The sequence below is a fragment of the Massilia pseudoviolaceinigra genome, assembly GCF_030846505.1.
GTDB classification, from domain to species: Bacteria; Pseudomonadota; Gammaproteobacteria; order Burkholderiales; family Burkholderiaceae_D; genus Telluria_A; species Telluria_A violaceinigra.
The window spans coordinates 1-19,937 of the sequence record NZ_JAVCWL010000017.1 but is presented as its reverse complement, the minus strand read 5'-3'; the positions used below and the strand labels follow the sequence as shown (position 1 = coordinate 19,937).

19 protein-coding genes are annotated in these 19,937 nt (G+C 63.2%); 4 read left to right on the top strand and 15 right to left on the bottom strand.

Features of this window, described 5'->3' with window-relative positions:
• Positions 1 to 29: 29 nt before the first annotated feature.
• The 10 genes from metW to RBA40_RS17395 all read right to left on the bottom strand — a co-directional run bounded on the left by metW (position 30) and on the right by RBA40_RS17395 (position 9,731).
• Positions 30 to 647 carry a methionine biosynthesis protein MetW gene (gene metW, locus RBA40_RS17440; protein WP_306649055.1) on the bottom strand — a complete coding sequence of 206 codons (618 nt, stop codon included), beginning with the start codon at positions 645 to 647 and terminating at the stop codon, positions 30 to 32.
• Positions 644 to 1,765 carry a homoserine O-succinyltransferase MetX gene (gene metX, locus RBA40_RS17435; protein ID WP_374710513.1) on the bottom strand — a complete coding sequence of 374 codons (1,122 nt, stop codon included), beginning with the start codon at positions 1,763 to 1,765 and terminating at the stop codon, positions 644 to 646. The genes metW and metX overlap by 4 nt, the downstream gene beginning before the upstream one ends.
• 155 nt (positions 1,766 to 1,920) lie before the next feature.
• Positions 1,921 to 3,672 carry a phosphoenolpyruvate--protein phosphotransferase gene (gene ptsP / locus RBA40_RS17430; RefSeq protein WP_306649053.1) on the bottom strand — a complete coding sequence of 584 codons (1,752 nt, stop codon included), beginning with the start codon at positions 3,670 to 3,672 and terminating at the stop codon, positions 1,921 to 1,923.
• A 32-nt stretch (positions 3,673 to 3,704) separates the two neighbouring features.
• Positions 3,705 to 3,974 (bottom strand): HPr family phosphocarrier protein, encoded by a 270-nt coding sequence (locus RBA40_RS17425; protein WP_099874219.1) that lies wholly within the window; start codon positions 3,972 to 3,974, stop codon positions 3,705 to 3,707.
• Between the two features lie 73 nt (positions 3,975 to 4,047).
• Complete coding sequence (locus RBA40_RS17420; protein WP_306649052.1) at positions 4,048 to 4,455, bottom strand: PTS sugar transporter subunit IIA; 408 nt, start codon at positions 4,453 to 4,455, stop codon at positions 4,048 to 4,050.
• Positions 4,456 to 4,467: 12 nt separating this feature from the next.
• Positions 4,468 to 5,415 carry a glutathione synthase gene (gene gshB / locus RBA40_RS17415; RefSeq protein WP_306649051.1) on the bottom strand — a complete coding sequence of 316 codons (948 nt, stop codon included), beginning with the start codon at positions 5,413 to 5,415 and terminating at the stop codon, positions 4,468 to 4,470.
• Between the two features lie 201 nt (positions 5,416 to 5,616).
• Entirely contained in the window at positions 5,617 to 6,918 is a 1,302-nt protein-coding gene (gshA, locus tag RBA40_RS17410; RefSeq protein ID WP_099874216.1) for a glutamate--cysteine ligase, read from the bottom strand.
• Between the two features lie 159 nt (positions 6,919 to 7,077).
• Entirely contained in the window at positions 7,078 to 8,613 is a 1,536-nt protein-coding gene (locus RBA40_RS17405) for an ammonium transporter (protein ID WP_306649050.1), read from the bottom strand.
• Between the two features lie 16 nt (positions 8,614 to 8,629).
• On the bottom strand, positions 8,630 to 8,968 hold the full coding sequence (locus RBA40_RS17400) for a P-II family nitrogen regulator (protein WP_054266216.1): 339 nt from the start codon (positions 8,966 to 8,968) through the stop codon (positions 8,630 to 8,632).
• A gap of 10 nt (positions 8,969 to 8,978) precedes the next feature.
• The gene (locus tag RBA40_RS17395) at positions 8,979 to 9,731 is read right to left on the bottom strand and encodes a TorF family putative porin (RefSeq protein WP_306649049.1); all 753 of its coding nucleotides are present in this window, start codon (positions 9,729 to 9,731) and stop codon (positions 8,979 to 8,981) included.
• A gap of 277 nt (positions 9,732 to 10,008) precedes the next feature.
• On the opposite strand from RBA40_RS17395, the gene RBA40_RS17390 reads away from it, so the two are divergent.
• The gene (locus tag RBA40_RS17390) at positions 10,009 to 10,263 is read left to right on the top strand and encodes an accessory factor UbiK family protein (protein ID WP_099874213.1); all 255 of its coding nucleotides are present in this window, start codon (positions 10,009 to 10,011) and stop codon (positions 10,261 to 10,263) included.
• Between the two features lie 13 nt (positions 10,264 to 10,276).
• On the opposite strand, the gene RBA40_RS17385 is transcribed toward RBA40_RS17390, so the two are convergent.
• Positions 10,277 to 10,936 carry a TetR/AcrR family transcriptional regulator gene (locus tag RBA40_RS17385; RefSeq protein WP_306649048.1) on the bottom strand — a complete coding sequence of 220 codons (660 nt, stop codon included), beginning with the start codon at positions 10,934 to 10,936 and terminating at the stop codon, positions 10,277 to 10,279.
• A 103-nt stretch (positions 10,937 to 11,039) separates the two neighbouring features.
• On the opposite strand from RBA40_RS17385, the gene RBA40_RS17380 reads away from it, so the two are divergent.
• Positions 11,040 to 11,333 (top strand): antibiotic biosynthesis monooxygenase family protein, encoded by a 294-nt coding sequence (locus RBA40_RS17380; protein ID WP_306649047.1) that lies wholly within the window; start codon positions 11,040 to 11,042, stop codon positions 11,331 to 11,333.
• A gap of 205 nt (positions 11,334 to 11,538) precedes the next feature.
• On the opposite strand, the gene RBA40_RS17375 is transcribed toward RBA40_RS17380, so the two are convergent.
• The 3 genes from RBA40_RS17375 to nhaR form a co-directional block, all read right to left on the bottom strand.
• Positions 11,539 to 14,127, bottom strand: coding sequence for an alginate lyase family protein (locus RBA40_RS17375; RefSeq protein ID WP_306649046.1), 2,589 nt, complete (start codon positions 14,125 to 14,127; stop codon positions 11,539 to 11,541).
• A 409-nt stretch (positions 14,128 to 14,536) separates the two neighbouring features.
• Positions 14,537 to 16,012 carry a hypothetical protein gene (locus RBA40_RS17370; protein ID WP_306649045.1) on the bottom strand — a complete coding sequence of 492 codons (1,476 nt, stop codon included), beginning with the start codon at positions 16,010 to 16,012 and terminating at the stop codon, positions 14,537 to 14,539.
• A 189-nt stretch (positions 16,013 to 16,201) separates the two neighbouring features.
• Positions 16,202 to 17,101: a transcriptional activator NhaR gene (nhaR, locus tag RBA40_RS17365; RefSeq protein WP_306649044.1), complete on the bottom strand. Its 900-nt coding sequence runs from the start codon at positions 17,099 to 17,101 to the stop codon at positions 16,202 to 16,204.
• 79 nt (positions 17,102 to 17,180) lie between these two features.
• On the opposite strand from nhaR, the gene RBA40_RS17360 reads away from it, so the two are divergent.
• Together RBA40_RS17360 and RBA40_RS17355 are read left to right on the top strand one after the other, a co-directional pair.
• Complete coding sequence (locus tag RBA40_RS17360) at positions 17,181 to 17,603, top strand: HPF/RaiA family ribosome-associated protein (RefSeq protein ID WP_306649043.1); 423 nt, start codon at positions 17,181 to 17,183, stop codon at positions 17,601 to 17,603.
• Between the two features lie 27 nt (positions 17,604 to 17,630).
• Positions 17,631 to 18,596, top strand: a complete 966-nt coding sequence (locus RBA40_RS17355) for a TerC family protein (RefSeq protein WP_306649042.1) — start codon at positions 17,631 to 17,633, stop codon at positions 18,594 to 18,596.
• Positions 18,597 to 18,641: 45 nt separating this feature from the next.
• Here RBA40_RS17355 and RBA40_RS17350 read toward each other — a convergent pair.
• Positions 18,642 to 19,937: serine hydrolase domain-containing protein (locus tag RBA40_RS17350; protein WP_306649041.1), on the bottom strand; the 1,296-nt coding region annotated here is incomplete at its 5' end.

Sequence of the window (19,937 nt, the reverse complement as noted above, 5' to 3'; positions counted from 1 at the left end):
AAGTCGCACACGATAAGGTTCTCGGCCGCTCAGGCCGCCGGTTGCGTCTTTTTGCGCAGCCGGAACACGGCCAGGCTGCCGCGCAGGTTGGGCAGGAAGGACACCGGCTTGCCGTCGGCCAGCGCAACCCGCTCCAGTACTTCGAGGCCGCATTCTTGCGCAAGTTCCTCGAAATCGTAAATCGTCGCGCAGCGCACGTTGGGGGTGTCGTACCACTGGTACGGCAGCGATTTGGACACCGGCATGCGGCCGCGAAGCAGCGCCATGCGGTGCGGCCAGTAGGCGAAATTGGGGAACGAGACGATCGCTTCGGCGCCCACCCGCACGATATCGCGCAGCAGCGCCTCGACGTGCTGCATCATCTGCAGCGACGACAGGCACAGGACCGTGTCGAAGGAATTATCGGAAAACAGGCCAAGGCCTTTTTCCATGTCCTGCTGGATCACGTTGATGCCGCGCCGCGCGCTGGCCAGCAGCGACTGGTCGGCGATCTCGATGCCGTAGCCGGTGCAGCCCTTGCCGCTCTGGAGGTAGCGCAGCATGGCGCCGTCGCCGCAGCCCACGTCGAGCACGTGCGACTGCTGCGGCACCCAGTGCGCGATGAACGCGAGGTCGGGGCGCAGGCTGGAGAGGTCTTCAAAATTCATGCTTGCCCTTTCACCGGCATGGCTTCCCAGATGCGCTGGTAGTAGGCGCGCACCATGTTCATGTAGCGCTCGTCCTCCAGCAGGAAGGCGTCGTGGCCGTGCGGGGCGTCGATTTCGGCGTAGGTCACGCGGCGCCGGTTGCACACCAGTGCCTCGACGATCTCGCGCGAGCGCTCGGGCGAAAAGCGCCAGTCGGTGGTGAACGAGGCGACGAAAAAGTCGGCCTTGGTGCCGGCCAGCGCGCGCGTGAGCGAGCCGCCGAATTCGCGCGCCGGGTCGAAATAATCGAGCGCCTTGGTGATCAGGAGGTAGGTATTGGCGTCGAAGTATTCCGAGAACTTGTCGCCCTGGTAGCGCAAATAGGACTCGATCTCGAAGTCGATGCCGAAGTCGAATTTGTAGTCGTTGTTCTCGGCGGCGTTACGCAGTTTACGGCCGAATTTTTCGGCCATGTCGTCGTTCGACAGGTAGGTGATGTGACCGACCATGCGCGCCACGCGCAGGCCGTTCTTGGGCACCACGCCGTGCGCATAGAAGTCGCCGCCGCGGTAATCCGGGTCCGACAGGATGGCCTGGCGCGCCACGTCGTTGAAGGCGATGTTCTGCGCCGACAGCTTGGGGGTGGAGGCGATCACGACGCAGTGGCGCAGGCGGTCGGGGAACATGATGCTCCACGCGAGCGCCTGCATGCCGCCCAGCGAGCCGCCCATCACGGCGGCGAACTGCACGATGCCGAGGGCGTCGGCCAGGCGCGCCTGCGCGGCGACCCAGTCTTCCACCGTCACCACCGGGAAGGAGGCGCCGTAGGGTTTGCCGGTGGCGGGGTTGAGGTGCATCGGGCCGGTGGAGCCGAAGCAGGAGCCGAGGTTGTTGACCCCGATGACGAAGAAACGGTCGGTGTCGAGCGGTTTGCCCGGACCGACCATATTGTTCCACCAGCCGGTGCTTTTCGGGTCGCCCTCATAGGTGCCGGCCACGTGGTGCGAGGCGTTCAGGGCGTGGCAGACCAGCACCGCGTTCGATTTGTCGGCGTTGAGGGTGCCGTAGGTTTCGTACACCAGGGTGTACTCGGCCAGCGCACCACCGCCCTGCAACCGCAGCGGTTCGGCAAAGCGCATCGCTTGCGGGGAGACTATTCCAATGGATGACATGAGATTCGAAAAAATGAGTTAAAACCGCTACCTCGTCGTTCCCGCGAAGGCGGGAACGACGGTTTTTAGGTTTGTGGTGACACGGCGCTACGGTGGGCCGCGGTTACGGCATTACCGGCTAATCAAATCACCTGCAACTGCTGCACCGCCTCCACAATCGCATGCGGCTCGGTGGTACGTAGAATCTTGCGTGTTTGCGGCGTGATGGTCGTCAGGTCGCAATTGAGGATCTCCTGCTTGACCGACAGCAGCTGCGCCGGATGCATCGAGAATTCGCGCAGCCCCATGCCCAGCAACAGGCGCGTCAACTTCACATCGCCCGCCATCTCGCCGCACACCGCCACGTCGATTCCGGCCTTCATCCCCGCCGAGATGGTCATCGCGATCAGCTGCAAAATCGCCGGATGCAGCGGGTCGTACAAGTGCGCCACTTCATAATCGACCCGGTCGATCGCCAAGGTGTACTGAATCAGGTCGTTGGTGCCGATCGACAGGAAGTTCATGCGCTTGACGAACATCGGCAGCGACAGCGCCGCCGCCGGGATCTCGATCATCGCGCCCACGTCGATCGCCGCGTCGTACTTCTGCCCCGCCTCGCGCAGCTGCGCCTTGGCCTGCTCCACCATCGCCAGGCACTGGTCGATCTCGAACACGTGCGACAGCATCGGGATCAGCAGGCGCACCTTGCCGAACGCCGAGGCGCGCAGGATCGCGCGCAACTGCGTCAGGAACAGCTGCGGCTCGGCCAGGCAATAGCGGATCGCGCGCAGTCCCAGCGCGGGATTGAGTGCGGTGTGCTCGGTCTGGTCGAGCGGCTTGTCGGCGCCGATGTCGAGCGTGCGGATCGTCACCGGCCGCCCTTTCATCGCCACCACCGCCTTGCGGTACTGCTCGAACTGTTCGTTCTCGCTCGGAATCTTGTGCGCCTGCCCGCTGCGGCCCATGAACAGGAACTCGGAGCGGAACAGGCCCACCCCTTCGGCGCCGCAGTCGAGCGCGTGCGGGCAATCGTCCGGCAGCTCGATGTTGGCCAGCAGCGTGATGACGGTGCCGTCGCGCGTGATGGCCGGGGTTTTCTTGAGCTTCGAGAGCTTCTTGCGCGCCTTGAGCATGGCCGCCTGGCGCGCGCGGTACTGCTCCAGCACCAGCGTGCTCGGATTGCAGATCACCACGCCGGCATCGCCGTCGATGATCACCCAGTCATCCTGCTCGATCAATTGCGACGCCTGCGACATGCCCACCGCCGCCGGAATATCGAGGCTGCGCGCCACGATCGCCGTATGCGAGTTCTGCCCGCCCACGTCGGTCACGAAACCGATGAACGAGCGGTCGCGGAACTGCAGCATGTCGGCCGGCGAGATGTCGTGCGCGACGACGATCATCTGCGGCTGGAATTCTTCGTCGGTGACCGGCGCCGGCGCCAGTTGGGCGGTGCCCATCAACACCTTGAGCACCCGCTCGGCCACCTGCTGGATGTCGGCCTTGCGCTCGCGCAGATACGGGTCTTCAATTTCGTCGAACTGCGCCGACAATTCATCGATCTGCGTCACCAGCGCCCACTCGGCGTTGTAGTGGCGCGTGCGGATGATATCGAGCGGCGCTTCCGAAATCATCGGGTCCGACAAAATGAGCGCGTGCACGTCGATGAACGCGCCCAGTTCCGTCGGCGCGTCCTTGGGCAGGTCGGTCCACAGCGCCTGCAGGCCGCGATGCACTTCGGCCAGGGCATCCTGCAAGCGCCTCACTTCCGCTTCCAGGTGCTCTTCGGCCACCAGGTAATGCTTGACGTCGAGCGCGGCGGGCGTGAGCAGGTGCGCGCGGCCGATCGAGATACCGCGCGACACAGGAATGCCGTGCAGCGTGAACGATGCCATGGATGATCCGCTGGAGGTGCGTCCGACCGGCATTACTCGCCTTCGCCGAATTTGTCGTTAATCAGCGCGGCGAGCGCTTCGACACATTCCTTCTCGTCGGCGCCGTCGGCTTCCAGGGTGACCTTGGCGCCCTTCCCGGCCGCCAGCATCATCACGCCCATGATCGACTTGGCATTGATGCGGCGCGCGTTACGCGTGAGCCAGACGTCGCTCGAAAACTTTGCGGCCAGCTGCGTGAATTTGGCCGAGGCGCGCGCATGCAAACCAAGCTTGTTGATAATTTCCAGATCTTGTTGAATCATTTTTTTGTCGTCTCTTCACACGGATCCTGCACATTCGCACACCCGGTGGCCGCAGCCACCGCCCAATCGCTTTTTATCCCGGTCCTACCCTGATACGATTGTCGACCCGTACCGCACCGCTCTGCGCGCCGGCCAGCGCCATTTCGACCACCACGTCGAGCGTGTCGCGGCGGTAGGTGATCGCGCGCAGCAGCATCGGCAGGCTGATGCCGGCGATGACTTCCACCCGCCCCGCATCGGCCAGCGAGTTGCAGCAGTTGGCCGGCGTGCCGCCCTTGATATCGGTGATCACCAGCACGCCGGTGCCGTCGTCGAGGCGGCAGATCGCCTGGCGCGCCAGTTCGTTCACCTCGGCCAGGTCCTGGTCGGCGGTGACGTCGATCGCCTCGAAATGCTCGGTCGGGCCGCGGAACACGTGCGCCACCGCGGCGATGAACGCCTGTCCGAGCGGCGCATGGGTCATCAACAGAATACCTACCATAATATGTTTGCCTTACTTTCCCTGGCTGCGCCGCTCGACGGCGTCGATGAACATCGCCGCCACGTCGAAGCCCGCCTGGTCGGTGATCTCCTGAAAGCAGGTCGGGCTGGTGACGTTCACTTCGGTCAGACACTCGCCGATCACGTCCAATCCTACCAGTAACAGGCCGCGCTCGGCCAGCAAGGGGCCGATGCTCTCGGCGATGTGGAGGTCGTGCGCGGTCAGGGGCTGCGCCACGCCGATGCCGCCGGCGGCCAGGTTGCCGCGAATTTCAGTGCCCTGCGGGATGCGCGCCAGCGCGAACGGCACCGGTTTGCCGTCGATGACGAGAATGCGCTTGTCGCCCTTGACGATATCGGGAATGTAGCGCTGCGCCATGATGGTCTGTGCGCCATTGAGGGTCAGCGTTTCGATCACCGAGCCGAGGTTCATGGCGTCGGCGCCGATGCGGAAGATGCCGGCCCCGCCCATGCCGTCGAGCGGCTTGAAGATCACGTCGCCGTGCTTGGCGTGGAAGGCGCGCAGGCGCGCCGCGTCCGACGTGACCAGGGTGGGCGAGGTAAATTCGGTGAACTGGGCAATCGCCAGCTTTTCATTGTGGTCGCGGATCGCGGACGGCCTGTTGAAGATGCGCGCGCCCTGTCGTTCGGCCAGTTCGAGCAGGTAGGTGCCGTACACGTACTCCATGTCGAACGGCGGGTCCTTGCGCTGGATGACGGCGTCGAACTCGGACAGGCGCATGGCCGTCTTGGGCGCGGCACGGTACCAGTCGTCGGCGTCGCCGGTCAGGGTGATCTGGGCGATGTCGGCACTGACCACGCCTTCTTCCAGGGCCATGTCGCGCTGCTCGAAGGCGTAAACCGCATGGCCGCGCCGTGCCGCCTCGCGCATCATGGCGAAGGTCGAATCCTTGTACGTCTTGAAGCCGGACAGCGGATCAGCGAGGAAAGCGATTTTCATGGGCGATTCCATTCGGGGGTAATGACTGATTTTAGCCGGAAACGCCAATGTTGGCTTGGGATGAGTCTGGATGGGGTGCGGCGATACGCGACGAACCTGGGTTCCCGCCTGCGCGGAAAGTCGTTTCTGCCAATGGCAGAAACGACGGATATTAGGGTACGGGTGCCAACTTCGCCGTTCCCGCCAAGTCCACGCTGTAGCCTAGTAAACTTCCGGATTCGGATCAGTCCGTTCCATCTCCAGCGACGCCGCAATTAGCCCCAACCTTGCCACCACGCCATACACATAGAAGCGGTTCGGCGCCGCCGTCCCCGGCTTGGCCTTCAGGTCCGGCACGGCATGCTGCTGGGCAAACGCCAGCGGCACGTACTGCGAACCCGGCGCATTCAGGTTCTGGTCGATCCCGCGCTCGGCGTGGATCCGGTAGAACCCGCCCACCACATAGCGGTCGATCATGTACACGACCGGCTCGGCCACCGCATCCTTGATGTTCTCGAAGGTCGGCACGCCTTCCTGGATGATGACGTCGCTGATTTCCACGCCATCCTTGATCACCGACATCTTCTGGCGCTGGGCGCGGGTCAGTTCGCGCACTTCGCTGGCATCCTTGATGGTCAAAATGCCCATGCCATACGTTCCGGCATCGGGTTTCAGGATCACGAACGGCTTTTGCTCCTTGATCCCGTATTCCTTGTACTTCTTGCGGATCTTGGCCAGCAGCATGGTCACATTGTCGGCCAGGCATTCCGCACCCTGGTCTTCGTCGAAATTGATCGCGCCGCATTTGCTGTGGAAGGGGTTGACCATCCACGGATCGACATCGATCAGCTTGCCGAATTTCTTGGCCACTTCGTCGTAGGCGGCCAGGTGGTTGCTCTTCCTGCGCAGCGCCCAGCCGGCGTGCAGCGGGGGCAGCAGCGATTGCTCGTGAATGTTTTCCAGGATCGATGGAATACCGGCCGACAAGTCGTTATTGAGCAAAATGGTGCAAGGATCGAAATCCTTCAGCCCCACCCGGCGGCCGTTGCTTGACCTTACCAGCGGCTCGACCACCAGCATGTTCCCGTCCGGCAGCGCCAGCGGCGTGGGCTGGGTGATCTCGGGCGACAGGGAACCCAGGCGCACGTGCAGCCCGGTCTGGCGGAAAATCTGCATCAGGCGCGCCACGTTCTGCAGGTAGTGCGGATTGCGGGTGTGGCCTTCCGGCACCAGCAGCAGGTTGCGGGCGTCCGGGCAATACTTGTCGATCGCGGCCATGGCGGCCTGCACCGCCAGCGGCAGCATCTCGGTAGCAAGATTGTTAAAACCGCCAGGAAACAGGTTGGTGTCGACCGGCGCCAGCTTGTAGCCGGCGTTGCGCAGGTCGACCGAGCAATAGAACGGCGGCGTGTGTTCCTGCCACTCCATCCGGAACCAGCGCTCAATGGCCGGCGTTGCCGCCAGGATTTTCTTTTCGAGGTCGAGCAGCGGGCCAGTGAGAGCTGTGACGAGGTGGGGAACCATGAGTAAGACGTCCTTAAAGACTGCTTGGTGATAATGATGAACTGCACAAGTCGGGGCGGAACCGGCGTTTTAAAGTCCTGCGGCGTCGCGGAAAGCAAAAAGGCGCCCCGCGGGGCGCCTGGAACAACCCGCTTGCGCGGGCCGGAGCAAAAATGTGAATCAGGAATGGTAGGCCGATTCGCCGTGGCTCGTGATGTCGAGCCCTTCCCGTTCTTCTTCTTCCGGTACGCGCAGACCGATCACCAGGTCCACCAGTTTGTAGGCAATGAAGGACACCACCGCCGACCACAGAATCGTGGTGCCGACGGCGGTCAGCTGCGTGACGACCTGGCCGCCGATCGAATATTCCGCCGATGCCTTGTTGGCAACGTAGTCGAAAATGCCCTGGCCGCCCAAGGATGGCGCGGCGAACACGCCGGTCAGCAAGGCACCCAGGATACCGCCCAGGCCGTGCACGCCGAACACGTCGAGCGAGTCGTCGGCGCCGATCAGGCGCTTGAGGCCGTTCACTCCCCACAGGCAGATAATACCAGCCAGCAAACCAATGACCAAGCCGCCCATCGGGCCGACGAAGCCGGCCGCCGGGGTGATCGCCACCAGACCGGCTACCGCGCCGGAAGCGGCGCCCAGCATCGATGGCTTACCCTTGGTGATCCACTCGCCGAACACCCACGACAGGGTGGCGCAGGCGGTGGCCAGCAGGGTGTTGATGAAGGCCAGCGCGGCGATGTCGCCCGCTTCCAGTGCCGAGCCGGCGTTAAAGCCGAACCAGCCGGCCCACAGCAGCGAGGCGCCGATCATGGTCATGGTCAGCGAGTGCGGCGCCATGGCTTCGCGGCCATAGCCGACGCGCTTGCCGATCAGGATGGCGCCCATCAGGCCGGCCACTGCCGCATTGATGTGCACCACGGTGCCGCCCGCAAAATCGAGCGCACCTTTTTGGAACAGCCAGCCGGCTTTCGCGGTTTCGGTGGCCAGGGTGGCGGCGTCGGTAATGGCGTCCGGACCGGTCCAGAACCAGACCATGTGGGCGATCGGCAGGTAGCCGAAGGTGAACCACAGCACCATGAAGGCGATCACGGCGGCAAACTTGATGCGCTCGGCAAAGGCGCCGACGATCAGGCAGCAGGTAATCGCGGCAAATGTGCCCTGGAAGGCGACATAGATGAACTCCGGAATGACCACGCCCTTGCTGAACGTGGCGGCGTAGGCGAAGGTGCCCTTGACCGGGTCGAAGATACCGGTCAGCAAAGCCCGGTCGAAGCCGCCGATCACGGCGTTTCCTGCTGTAAAGGTCAGCGAGTAGCCGTAGATGCACCACAGCACGATGATCAGCGCAAACACCACGAATACCTGCATCAGCACCGACAGCATGTTCTTGGTGCGCACCAGGCCGCCGTAAAACAGCGCCAGCCCGGGAATCGTCATCAGGACCACCAGCACGGTGGAAATGAACATCCAGGTGGTGTCGCCTTTATGCGGCACCGGCGCCGGCGCGGCGGTTGCCGCCGGGCCAGCGGCACTGGCCGGTGCGGCGGCCGGCGTGAGCGCGGTGGTGGCGGGCGCCTCGACCGGCGTGACGACGGCTGCCGTCGTATCGGGCTTGGGCGCATCCTGGGCCGAGGCCGGCAACACGCCGCCGATGGCGCATAGCACCGCTAGTCCGGCCAGCCACTTTGTTATCGTTTTATTCATCAGTGTTCCCCTCAGCTTAAAGTGCTTCGTTACCGGTTTCGCCGGTGCGGATACGCACCACCTGTTCCAGGTTATAGACAAAAATCTTGCCGTCGCCAATCTTGCCGGTGCGCGCAGCACCTTCGATGGCTTCGATGGCCTGTTCGACGATGGCGTCGTCCACGGCCGCCTCGATCTTGGTCTTGGGCAGGAAGTCGACCACGTACTCGGCGCCGCGGTACAGCTCGGTATGGCCTTTCTGGCGTCCGAAGCCCTTGACTTCGGTAACGGTAATCCCTTGCACGTTGATGGCCGAGAGCGCTTCGCGCACTTCGTCCAGCTTGAAGGGTTTGATAATGGCGGTGATCATTTTCATAGCTGGCCTCTTAGAAAGTTTTTGACACGGTCAGCACGGCGCGGGAACGGCCCAGGTCCTTGCCGTTGACCGGGCTGACGTACATATCGGTATTGGCGCTGATAACGGCCAGCGCGACCGTGGCGAAACCGACGTCCTTGGTCAGGCCGATCTTGGCGTCGTTGTAGCTGAGCGCATCGTTGTGGGCCACGCGCTGGCGTCCCACGTGCAGGTTGAGCACCAGGCCGGTGGCCAGGTCGAGATTGGCGCTCAGGTCGAGGTAGCCGCTTCCCTTGCTGTCGGTGGTGCCGAACAGGTTGGTGGTCGAATGCGAATACTTCAGGGACACCGGTCCCATGCCGACCTGCCCGTACAGCTCGAACGTGTTGGCGTTCGGATGCAAGCCGTTCGACGGGTAGCCGTAGTACAGGCCGCCCACGTCGTAGCTGATGCCTTTGGTGATTTCCCCCTTCTGGCCGCCGTACAGGTCGATTTCGACATCGCCGTCGCCGCCCAGGTCCTTGGTCCACTTGATGGTCGACGCCCAGACGCCGGCGTAGGCGCCGCTCGGAGTGTGGCTGTAGTCGGCCCCGCCCTGCACGGCCGGCTTCATGCGGGTTTGCGACAGGCCGCGGTAGCGGTAGTCGCTGGTCAGGGCAGCGTTGAAGCTGACCACATTGTCGGGCGCGGGCGCGTCGGCAGCCTGGGCCAGCGGTGCCCCCAGGGTTGCCAGCGCCAGGGTCAGCGCGGCGGCGAGAGACAACGGAGTAGACAGCTTATTCATGACGGTTCCCTTATGGTTTTTTAACAGAGACGGCGGTTGGGGTTTAAAATAAAGCCTGCGCATGCACACTGCTTAACCATTAGCAGAAGTCATGCCAGCTACGATTGCGCCCGGCTGCAACTTGTTTTTGCGCCCGGCGTCCCCAACTTGCTGTTAATAAACAGTAAAAAATCCGCGATTCCGGTCGCGGCCGGCGCGAATGCACCAAACTGGCCCACCTGGCGCACCGCTGCGGTGCGCCACCGTGCGCTGCGCCACCAATTTCACGAGGATTGCGATGGACATGAACAGCTTTTTCAACGACTTGCAGGGCAAGATCAACCAGGCCATCGAGAGTTCGCCGGCCAAGGATATCGAGAAGAACGTCAAGAGCATGATGACCCAGGGCTTTTCCAAGCTCGACCTGGTCACACGCGAGGAATTCGATATCCAGGCCCAGGTGCTGGCCAAGACCCGTGCCAAGCTCGAAGCACTGGAACAGCGCGTCACCGAGCTCGAAGAACGCCTGGTGCCCACCAAACCACAGGTCTGAGCCTGCGGCGGCGCTAGCGCCGCATCAGCAAGCGCTCGACCGCATCGATCTGGGCTGCTGAAAAGGCTTTCCGGCCCGGTTCGCGCGTGAGCAATTCGCCCATGGCCCAGGCGTAGACCAGTTGCGCCCGCGTGGCTGCCTCGGCCGCGTCAAAACCAAGCCCCTCCAGCAAGTTCGCCACAAACGCGACACGCCGCTCGTGCACCCGGCGCAACACCTGGGCCGCGCCCGGGTCTTGCGCGCCGAGCGTGTTGATGGCCTGATACAGGCCGATATCGAGTTCGCCCACGTTCGTTAACAAAAGACGCAGCCGCGCCAGCGCATCGACTGCCGCCTCTTCAATGGCGCGGATGATCTGGTCGGTGGCGATCGACTCCCAACGCTCGAGTACCGCCAGCGCAAAGCTGCCGGCGCTGTCGAAATGCCAATAGAAACTTCCCCTGCTCACCCCCATGCGCTTGCACAGCGGATCGGCCTTCAAGGCTTGCGGGCCGTCGTCGCGCAACACGGCCAGGCCAAAGTCAAGCCAAGTCTCGCGCGATAAACGATTTTGTCCTGAAGAACGGGTGGATGGCATGGCGGCTCCAAAAAAACGACCCGGCGCCAGGGACGGCGCCGCTGCATGCGGTGCGATGCGATGCGATGCGCTCGCATCATAGCTTACCGCCAGCAAACCCGGCAGTGCCCAAACATCGTGTATAGTGCAACCATACACACTGTATGGTTCGGACGCAGCGGTGCCCGTACCGGTCGTTTTTCATCCCAAGGAGCACATCATGTTTGCAAGAGTTACCCATGTTCAAGCCAAGCCGGAAAAACTCGCCGAGATCGTCGCGCTGTACAACGATTCGGTGTTGCCGGTTCTTCAACAGTTGCAAGGATTCAAGTCAACCTTTCTCCTGACCGATCCGGACAGCGGCAAAGGCATGTCGATTACCTTGTGGGAGACTGAGGCCGACCGCCTCGCCGGCGACAGCGACCCGGCCTTGCGCGGCCCGATCGTCGCGGTCATGCCCCTGCTGGCGGGGCCGCCGGAAGCGCAGGGTTTCGACGCCATCAGCCTGACCTGAAGCGATCCGCATGGCGCTGCGCTACGCGACGCGTTGCACGATGCGCTGCCGTGCGCCTTACGTCATGCTGCGGTCATCTGGGAGGATTATTCTGACGCTGTTGGTGACATGCCTCTGCATTTCCCACAGGTTAGTCCGGTGACCTCGAACACCGGCACCAGATACTTGCAGCCGGAAACCATCCGGCTGCTTTTTTTTGCCTGCGCTAGCGCGCCGGCAAGGTCGCCACCGCCGATGGCCCGCTCAGGCCGCTGTAAGTCGATGCCTTGACCACATAAAAGTAGGCCGCACTGCCGGTGGCGCCAGCATCGACGAAACTGGTGCCGGTCAGCTCAGTGCCGACCCGCTCGAACGGCCCGCTTGCATTGGTCGCGCGCAACACATCGTAGCTGCGCGCCATCGGGCTGGCCGCCCACTGCACCGCGACGCCGCCGCTGCGCGCGTTGGCGCTGACCTTGGTGGGCGGCGCCACCAGGCTGCCGGGCTTCGATCCGATCTTCACGTTCTCGAAACTGGCCGTGGTGGTGGCCGCCGGATCGCCCGAGGCTGTGAAAATGCCGACGTACAAGGTATCGGACAGCTCCGGATAAATGATGGTGCCGATGGCCGACCAGTCGGTCCCGCCATTGCTCGACAGGTAGGCGTAGACGAAATTACCGTGCCGCACCAGCTTGAGCGACATCGGCGCCACCGCCGATGTGAACCGGCGCGCCGCATGGTAGCCGCCATAGTGCTGCGTGCCGACGCGCCAGAACAGATGCGTGCCATTGCCGGAACTGGCCGGCGCCACGTAAATCTGGGCGGCCGCCGTGGCGGGACGCGCGTCGAGCGAACTGCGGATCATGATGCCGGCCACGCCGGTGCTCAGCGCCCCCGGATCGGTGACGGTGGCGATGACTTCGACGTCGCCCTTGAGCTCCTTGTACGCGAAGTGATAGCCCTTCTCGGCGCCAGCGCCGGAGGCCGTCATCTTCCAGTTCGCGCCGGTATTGGTGGCGCTGCCCGGCGTCTGGACCTTGCCCAGGTCGGCCTGGGTAAAGCTGGTCGCCGCCGTCATCACCGGCGCGGTGAACGGGAACGTTACCGCGCGTGCGGTCGAGCTGTCCTTGGTGCGGCGGTAAACCTGGCCCGAGTACGGACCGCTGTACGGACCGGCTTCGCCGCGCGATTTGGCCAGTTCGCGGTATTGCGCGACATTCGGCGCCTTCAGGCCCTTGCGCACCACATAGTGCGTGTACAGGGTCTCGAACAGGTTGGCCGGCATGGTCTGGAGGGGCTGGGCGCCGATCTGGGTGTAGTAACCGTAGCCGCATGAGACCGGATTGAAGGTGAACGGCTTGCCCAGGTTGTAGTTGGCATAGTATTCGCCGGCCGCCAGCAAGCGGTTGTTGCGCAGCGAATACAGGTCGATGCCCTGCTTCCAGGCGGTTTCGGCAATCGCGCCGTAGGTGGCGATCTGGCCGTGCGCGTGACCCTGGTCGCGGCCGGTATCGCCCACCTCGCCATTCGACATGATCTGGTCGAGTCCGCCTGGATCGCTGAGGTAGGCGTTGATGACCTGGTCGAACTTGAGCGGGCTGTCGAGGAATACCGCCACCGCCAGCGCGGCCTTGAGCGCCAGCCCACCCTGGTTGCACGGCTTGAGCAGGCTGCCGTTGCCGAGCGCGGTGCCGATCGCGGAACTGCCGCCGACCTGCAGGCGGCGCCACCAGACATTCTCGAGCCAGGACTTCATGTGCGCCGTGTGGGTCGCGGTCCAGCCGGGATACAGGCCGCGCAGGATATCGGCGGCGATGATGGCGCGGCCGGAATAGTCGCCCAGCATCAGCGCCGCCTCGACGCCATCGAGCGAGGTGTTGGTGGTGGCCCAGGCGTCAAGGATCGAAATCGATTTTTCCGCGTGCGCGCTGTTGCCCGAGACGTACCACATCAGGGCGTGGTTGTACGCCATCTGCATGTCGCGCTCGAAGGCGCCGCGGTTCAGGTCGATATTGCGGTTGGCGATGGCGAAAGGGCCGAGCATCGCGTAGTTCAGGGGGGTGCGCCCGCCGAGATGGTGGTAGCCGCTGGCCCACGGCTCCTCGCCAGCGAGCACGTGCGCCTTGTATTGCGCCAGGTCGGCCGCGTTGTAGCCAATGCCGGGGTGCACGAAGCTGGTCACGCCCGTGGTCCAGGCAGCGGGTACGGCGACCGGGACCACAACCGGCGGGGGAACCACCGGTGGCGTAGCGACCGGGGGCGTGACCACGGGCGGCGTGACGACGGGTGGGGTGACGACGACCGGCGGCTTGACGACAGGTGGGGTGACCACCGGCGGCGTGACGACCGGCGGCTTGACGACCGGCGGAGCGATGACCGGCGGGGTGATTGCTGGCGGCACAACGGCTGGCGGAGTTACCACAGGCACGGCAGCAACCGGCGGCGTGGACGGCACAGGGATGAGCACACCCGGCGTCGGTACCATGACCGGTTTGGTGACTACGGGGTCGCCAACCGGACTGCCGTCGGCCACCGGAACGGCGCCAGGCAAGGCAGGAGCCGCTTCCGGCGGGCCGGCGACCGGCATGGTGTCGGGAACAACAGGCGCGGGTGGCGCGGTGTCGGAAATAACAGCCGCAGGTGGCGCGGCCGGTGCCGCCGGCACTGGTGCGGCCATCGGGGCAGCCGACGGCAGATTCACCGAGGCGCGCGCGTCCGGCCCCACTTTATTCGACGATGATGATCCACCGCAGGCGGAAAGCGCGATGGACAGCGCCAGGATGGACAAGGCGGGGCGATGATTGACGGGGGGCATGACGAACTCCGGCAGAACGGTTGGGATGGATGGATAGATTGATCAGCCCGGAGCCGTGTACGGTCACGCAGTGTCTCGACGCTTAAAGTTATCCAAATGTAATTTTTGGACGAATATAACAATCGTGTTAACCCAAGTCAATATATGCAATTGACATAGATAATCAGATTAATGGCATAGCTCCGCCGCTTGCATGGCGGGGACAGGTGGCCCAGTCGGGCAAGCCGGCGAGCGGCGGCGATGACATCAGCGCAGCCGACTGGAGCGACAATATCGCACTACCCAGGACAAGATTTCGGCCAGCCCGCAAGAGCGGGCGCTGTCCGTCGAGGTGGGGGACCTCGGTTAGCGCTGCAGCGCGACCGGCGCTGCAGGGAGCGTGATCCGCTGCAGTCCGGTCAGAAGAACCTTAGGCCAATTCCAGGGGATTGGCTTGCTTCCAGTTCGCAAACTGCTTGGTGATGAGAGCGAACAGGGCGTCGTAGATCTCGACCGGATCGTCGTCGAGCACCGGTTCGTCATGACCGTACTGGCCCTGGCGCTTGCCGAACATGGTCTTCAGATCGGCATTGATCCAGATGCCGTCCATGTTGTGGAAATATATGTAGGCAAACTGGCGCAGGCCGGGCTCGTCCGTCAGATGCGTGTCCCACAGACCGCGCGTCAGGGCCAGCTGCACCAGCTGCGACGGGCGCGCTTGCCTGCGGCGCATGGCATCGATGAGCTCGTCCTGCCCGGGAAACATGGCGCGTTCGAGCCAGGCGTTTTCCAGCGCCCATTGCATGAACAGGCCAGCGCCGCTGTTGATCTGCTTGGCCGCTTCGGGCCGGACGAGTTCACGTCCCTGCGCGATTTGCACGCAGGCATTGGTGCGGCCATTGTTCATCCACAGCCGCAGTTCGGTGTCGCGCGCCGGATCGAGCGGCAAGGTGCACGCCTTTTCGACTTCGCCGTCCTCGTCGACGGTTTCCTTGTACTGTTGCGGCAGGCGCTGCGCAATGGCGTCCCACAGTGCGTCGCCATGCAAACCGAACAGGACTGGCTCGCTGTAGGCGTCGCCGAGAAACACGCTTTCCAGGTACGGGCAGATGGCCTTGTTACTGATCGGCACTGGCGCGTAGTTCGGGTTCAGCACCTTGCGGCTGAACAGAAAGCTGACATCGGCCTTTTTCGCGGTCAGCCAGATGCTGTCGTCGTGTTTGGCATTGCCGATGGACTGCGGCGGCGCTTTGCCGAAGATCTGTTCGGCGACGGCGCACAGCTCGGGATCGGCGGCGGTGCGGCCCACCAGGCTGCACAGCATCTTGAGGCGCTCGCCCATGCCATCGATGTGGCTCAGGTAGCCGGGGTCCATGACGGGCGCGGCGCCCTGCTGCGTGGGCGGCGCGCGGCGTTCGGGCGGATCGCCCGCGGCGTAGGCGGAAAAGTCGAACTGCCCGCTCACGGCCGGCGCGGCGATCTTGCTCTTGTTGAGCCAGGATTTGAATGCCTTGCGCGCAGCCACCTGCTCCGGTTCAAGGTCGTCGTCGCCGAGATCGATCTCGGTGTCGGTTTCGCCTGCGTCGATGGCCAGCAGGAAAGCTTCGAACGATTCGGAGAGGGTGCGCAGTTCGCCTTCGGAACCGATATGCACGACGGCAGGCGGCTGCACCGCTTCGCACAGGCCGATCAGGGAACCGTCGGGCAGGCTGATGAAGCCCCAGGTGCTGTCGCCCCAGCGCTCCATGCCTTCCCAGGCGGTACCGCCGGCCAGGTTTTCCGGCGCCAGCTCGAAGTAGCCGAGGTCGCCATATTCATAGGGCGCGAGCCATGTGAAGAATTTGGCCATGAGGGGTGGTACTGGCCGGCCGATCTCTTTTTCCCATGCCGCTACGTCAAAATCCATCGATATTCCTGTTCTCTGAAAGCATGTGCGAACGCCGCCGGTCGCGTTGACGCGGGGCGGGTGTATGGATGCATTGTATGCGCTAAGTCCGCGAGCGCTGTTTTACGTGGTTCCCAGCCCATGCGGGCGTCGCCGCCAGCCCGGCTGAAATGGGCGGCAAGGCCGTCGAAACACGGCGGGGGCATCAGCTCAGGCAAACAGTGTGTTGCGCGCCATTGTGCTGATCGCCAACGTGGCAGGATGGCTCATCCGGCGTTCCGTGGTGATGGCGTACACCTGTTCGACCAGAGAATCGACCTGGCCGAGCGGCACCACCCGGTACTGATCGCTGACCTGGCGGGCAATCACGGTCGGCGCAAAAAACACCCCCGCCCCGGACTGGCCGAAGGCCTTGATCATCGCGCTGTCATCGAACTCGCCAACCACGCGCGGATGCACCTGGCTCTTTTCCAGCCACTGCAAGACGCGCTGGTGGATGGCGAAGTCTTCGCCGGGCAACAGCATGGGAGCGCCGTTCAGGCAAGCCGGAAATCCTTCACCGAGCTCCTTCGCCAGCGCCGCGGTGGCAAACACGGTCATGCCGCTTTCACCGAGCAGGTGATTGAAGCCGCGCACGCTGAGGTGACTCGGCATGGGGCGATCGGCAATGATGAGATCGAGCCGGTGAACCGCCAGGTCCGCCACCAGGCTGGCGAGCCTGCCTTCGCGGCAGATCAGCTTGACCGGCTCCCCCAGTTTCAGGGCCGGTTCCACCAGCCGGCAGGCAATCAGTTTTGATACCGAATCGGCGCAGCCGACACGGAAAGTAATCGTCGTGGTGAACGTCTTGTCGCGCACCAGGTCGAGCAGTTCGTCGCCGGTGGTGAAGATGTCTTCGGCGTAGCTCAGGATGCGTCGCCCGGTTTCGGTCAGTTCCAGGTTGCGCCCGACGCGGCGGAACAGCTCCACGCCAAGTGTGTCGGCAAATTCGGAGAGCTGGCCGGAAATGGATTGCGGCGTGAGATGCAGCTGCGTTGCCGCCTTGGCGATGCTGCCGGTTTTCGCCACCATCCAGAAGTAGCGCAGATGCTTGAAATTCAATGATGACATGGGAGCCTCCAATACATCGATTTAATCGATCTGACAGCACATTATATTCGAATTGTACGATGCTTTTCCACGAACTATAGTGAATCCACTAACCCAACAGGAGGAAATCATGCGTGTCACCATTCAGGCAAACGGATTTGTACTCACCGAGGCATTGCGTTCGTACACCGAGCAGCGCCTGGCCATCGCCTTGGGCTGGGCCGGCCGGCATATGCGCAGGCTTGCGGTGTCGCTGTCCGACATCAACGGCCCGCGCGGCGGCATCGACAAACGCTGCAAGATCCAGGTGCAGCTCGGCGGGGGCAAGGAAGTGATCATCGAAGATACGGAAGCCGATCTTTACAGCGCCATCGACCGCGCTGCGGAGCGCGCCGACCGCGCGGTGGTGCGGCAGGTTGAGCGCAAGCGTGACTTTACCCACACCCGCCTGCCGGCGAACCGGCCGCCGGATATCAACACTGATGACGATATGCGCGACCGCGATGACGATGCGGCAAGCTAAGCGACCAAGGACAACGGATAGCATTCCATGAACGGTTTAGAAACCATTGCAAGCGCCCCCATGTGGGCAGCTTTTATCGCCTTCGTGCTCGTCATGCTCGCCCTCGACCTGTTCGTCTTCGGAGGCAACAAGGCGCACAAGGTGAGCGTGAAAGAGGCAGGCATCTGGTCGCTGGTGTGGGTCAGCCTGGCCATGCTGTTTAACGGCGGCCTGTGGTGGTACCTGAAAGGCACGGCAGGCACGGAGATCGCGGACCAGAAAGCACTGGAGTTTTTCTCGGGCTACCTGATCGAGAAAGCGCTGTCGGTGGATAACGTGTTCGTGTTCTTGCTGATCTTTACCGCGTTTCAGGTACCGCAGCAGTATCAGCGGCGCGTGCTGATCTACGGCGTGCTCGGTGCGATTGTCATGCGCGCAGTGATGATCTCCGCGGGCGCGTGGGTGGTCAGCGAGTTCAGCTGGGTCCTGTATCTGTTCGGTGCGTTCCTGCTCTTTACCGGCCTGCGCATGCTGGTCGCGGTCGACCAGGAGCCGGACGTGGCCAACAACCCGGTACTGCGCTTTGCACGCCGCCATTTGCGTGTGGCCGAAGGCGACCATGGCGAGCGGTTTTTCATCACCAAGGATGGACTGCGCTACGTCACGCCGCTGTTCCTGGTGCTGCTGCTCATTGAAGTGACGGACCTGGTGTTTGCGGTCGACTCGATTCCGGCGATTTTCGCCATTACGACCGATCCGTTCATCGTCTTCACCTCGAACCTGTTTGCCATATTGGGTCTGCGGGCACTGTACTTCCTGCTGGTCGATGTGGCCGATCGCTTCCACTTGCTCAAGTATGGCCTGGCAATGGTACTGACCTTCATCGGCACGAAAATGCTGATCATGCCGTGGTATCACGTGCCGGTGCAGGCATCGCTGACCGTCGTGGCGGTGCTCATTGCAGCAAGCTGTGTGGCCAGCCTGTTCATCACCCGCAAGGGCGGCGAGAAGTAATCGGAGGAGGTCCGGTGCGCCGGACCTCCAGCTCCCCCGCATCATTTATGGCTTGTCAATCGAATCCCAGTCGTACGCCTTCGCGACACGATCTGCGATCTGGTTCATCAGGGGCATGCCGTTGTCGCCATTGGTCATGATGACGAGTCCGTACCCTTTGCGAACATGGCCGGTCATCCAGGCGCGATAGCCCCAGTTGCTGCCGTTGTGCGAAAAGTACCACCCGTCGCCATGCCGGTCGATTGCCGGGCCCACTGCGTAGCGGCCAATCCCGACCGGGGTAATCATTTCCCGGGCGAAGCGCTGTTCCAGCACCCTGCCCTTCGGGCCGCGCGCAGCCGTCTGGATTTCAATGACGAACCTGGCCAGGTCGCTCGGGGTGGTCCACAAGCCGGCGGCGGCCAGCTCCGGATGGACGCGCCAGGGAGCTTGCATGCGGCGACCCTGTTCATCGTGCGCCAGCGCGGCGCGCTCCAGCGCTGGCGGCCCGAAGGAGCTGTCGGACATGCCTACCGGACCAAGCACGGACGATGCCATCAACTGCGCAAACGGGCGCCCGGATAACTCCGTCAGCGCCAGCTGCATGATGGTCAACCCACCGCCCGAGTACTTGTAGGCTTCGAAAGGCGCACGCGCGAAGGCGACCTTGCCGACGTTCGACGGCGGCCGCCCATCGAGCATCTGGACCATCGTCGCCAGCGGCGCGTTCGGCTCGTAACCGGGGAAACCGAAACCATCGTCCGCACCCGATGTGTGGCTAAACAGCGAACGTGGCGTGACCGCTTGCTTGCGCGTCAATGCAGAGCGCGGCACCTGCCAGGACTTGAGCATCGTATTGATATCGGCGTCGAGGTTGAGCCGGTTCTCCTGGGCCAGGCGCATGGCGGCCAGCGCCGTCACTGGTTTGCTGATCGACGCGGCCTGGAAGCGGGTTGCCGTGTCCAGAACGCGCCCGGTCTGCGCGTCGGCGACGCCGTAGGCTTTGGCCCAGTGAATTTTGAAATCCTTGACGACAGCGATGCTGACGCCAGGAACGTGAAGGCGCTTCATCAACGCCGCAATAGCGAGGGAGTCAAGATCGTCATGGCCGGGCGAGGTTGGCGGCGTTTCGATGCGGGCGATCAGCGATGCGACGTCGTCACGAGCCTGAACGGCTTGCATCGGAAGAATGGAAATGGCAAAGAGGAAGATTCCGGAAAGGCGGGCGGGCCGCTGTCGATAGGGCTTGGTCATCAATTTCCTGTCCGTGATATGGATCGCGCCGCCAGACCTTGAGTCCGGTGGATGGCCACCGGCGAGGCCACTTGCGCACTCTGTTGGCGTCCAGCCATCCATTATCTG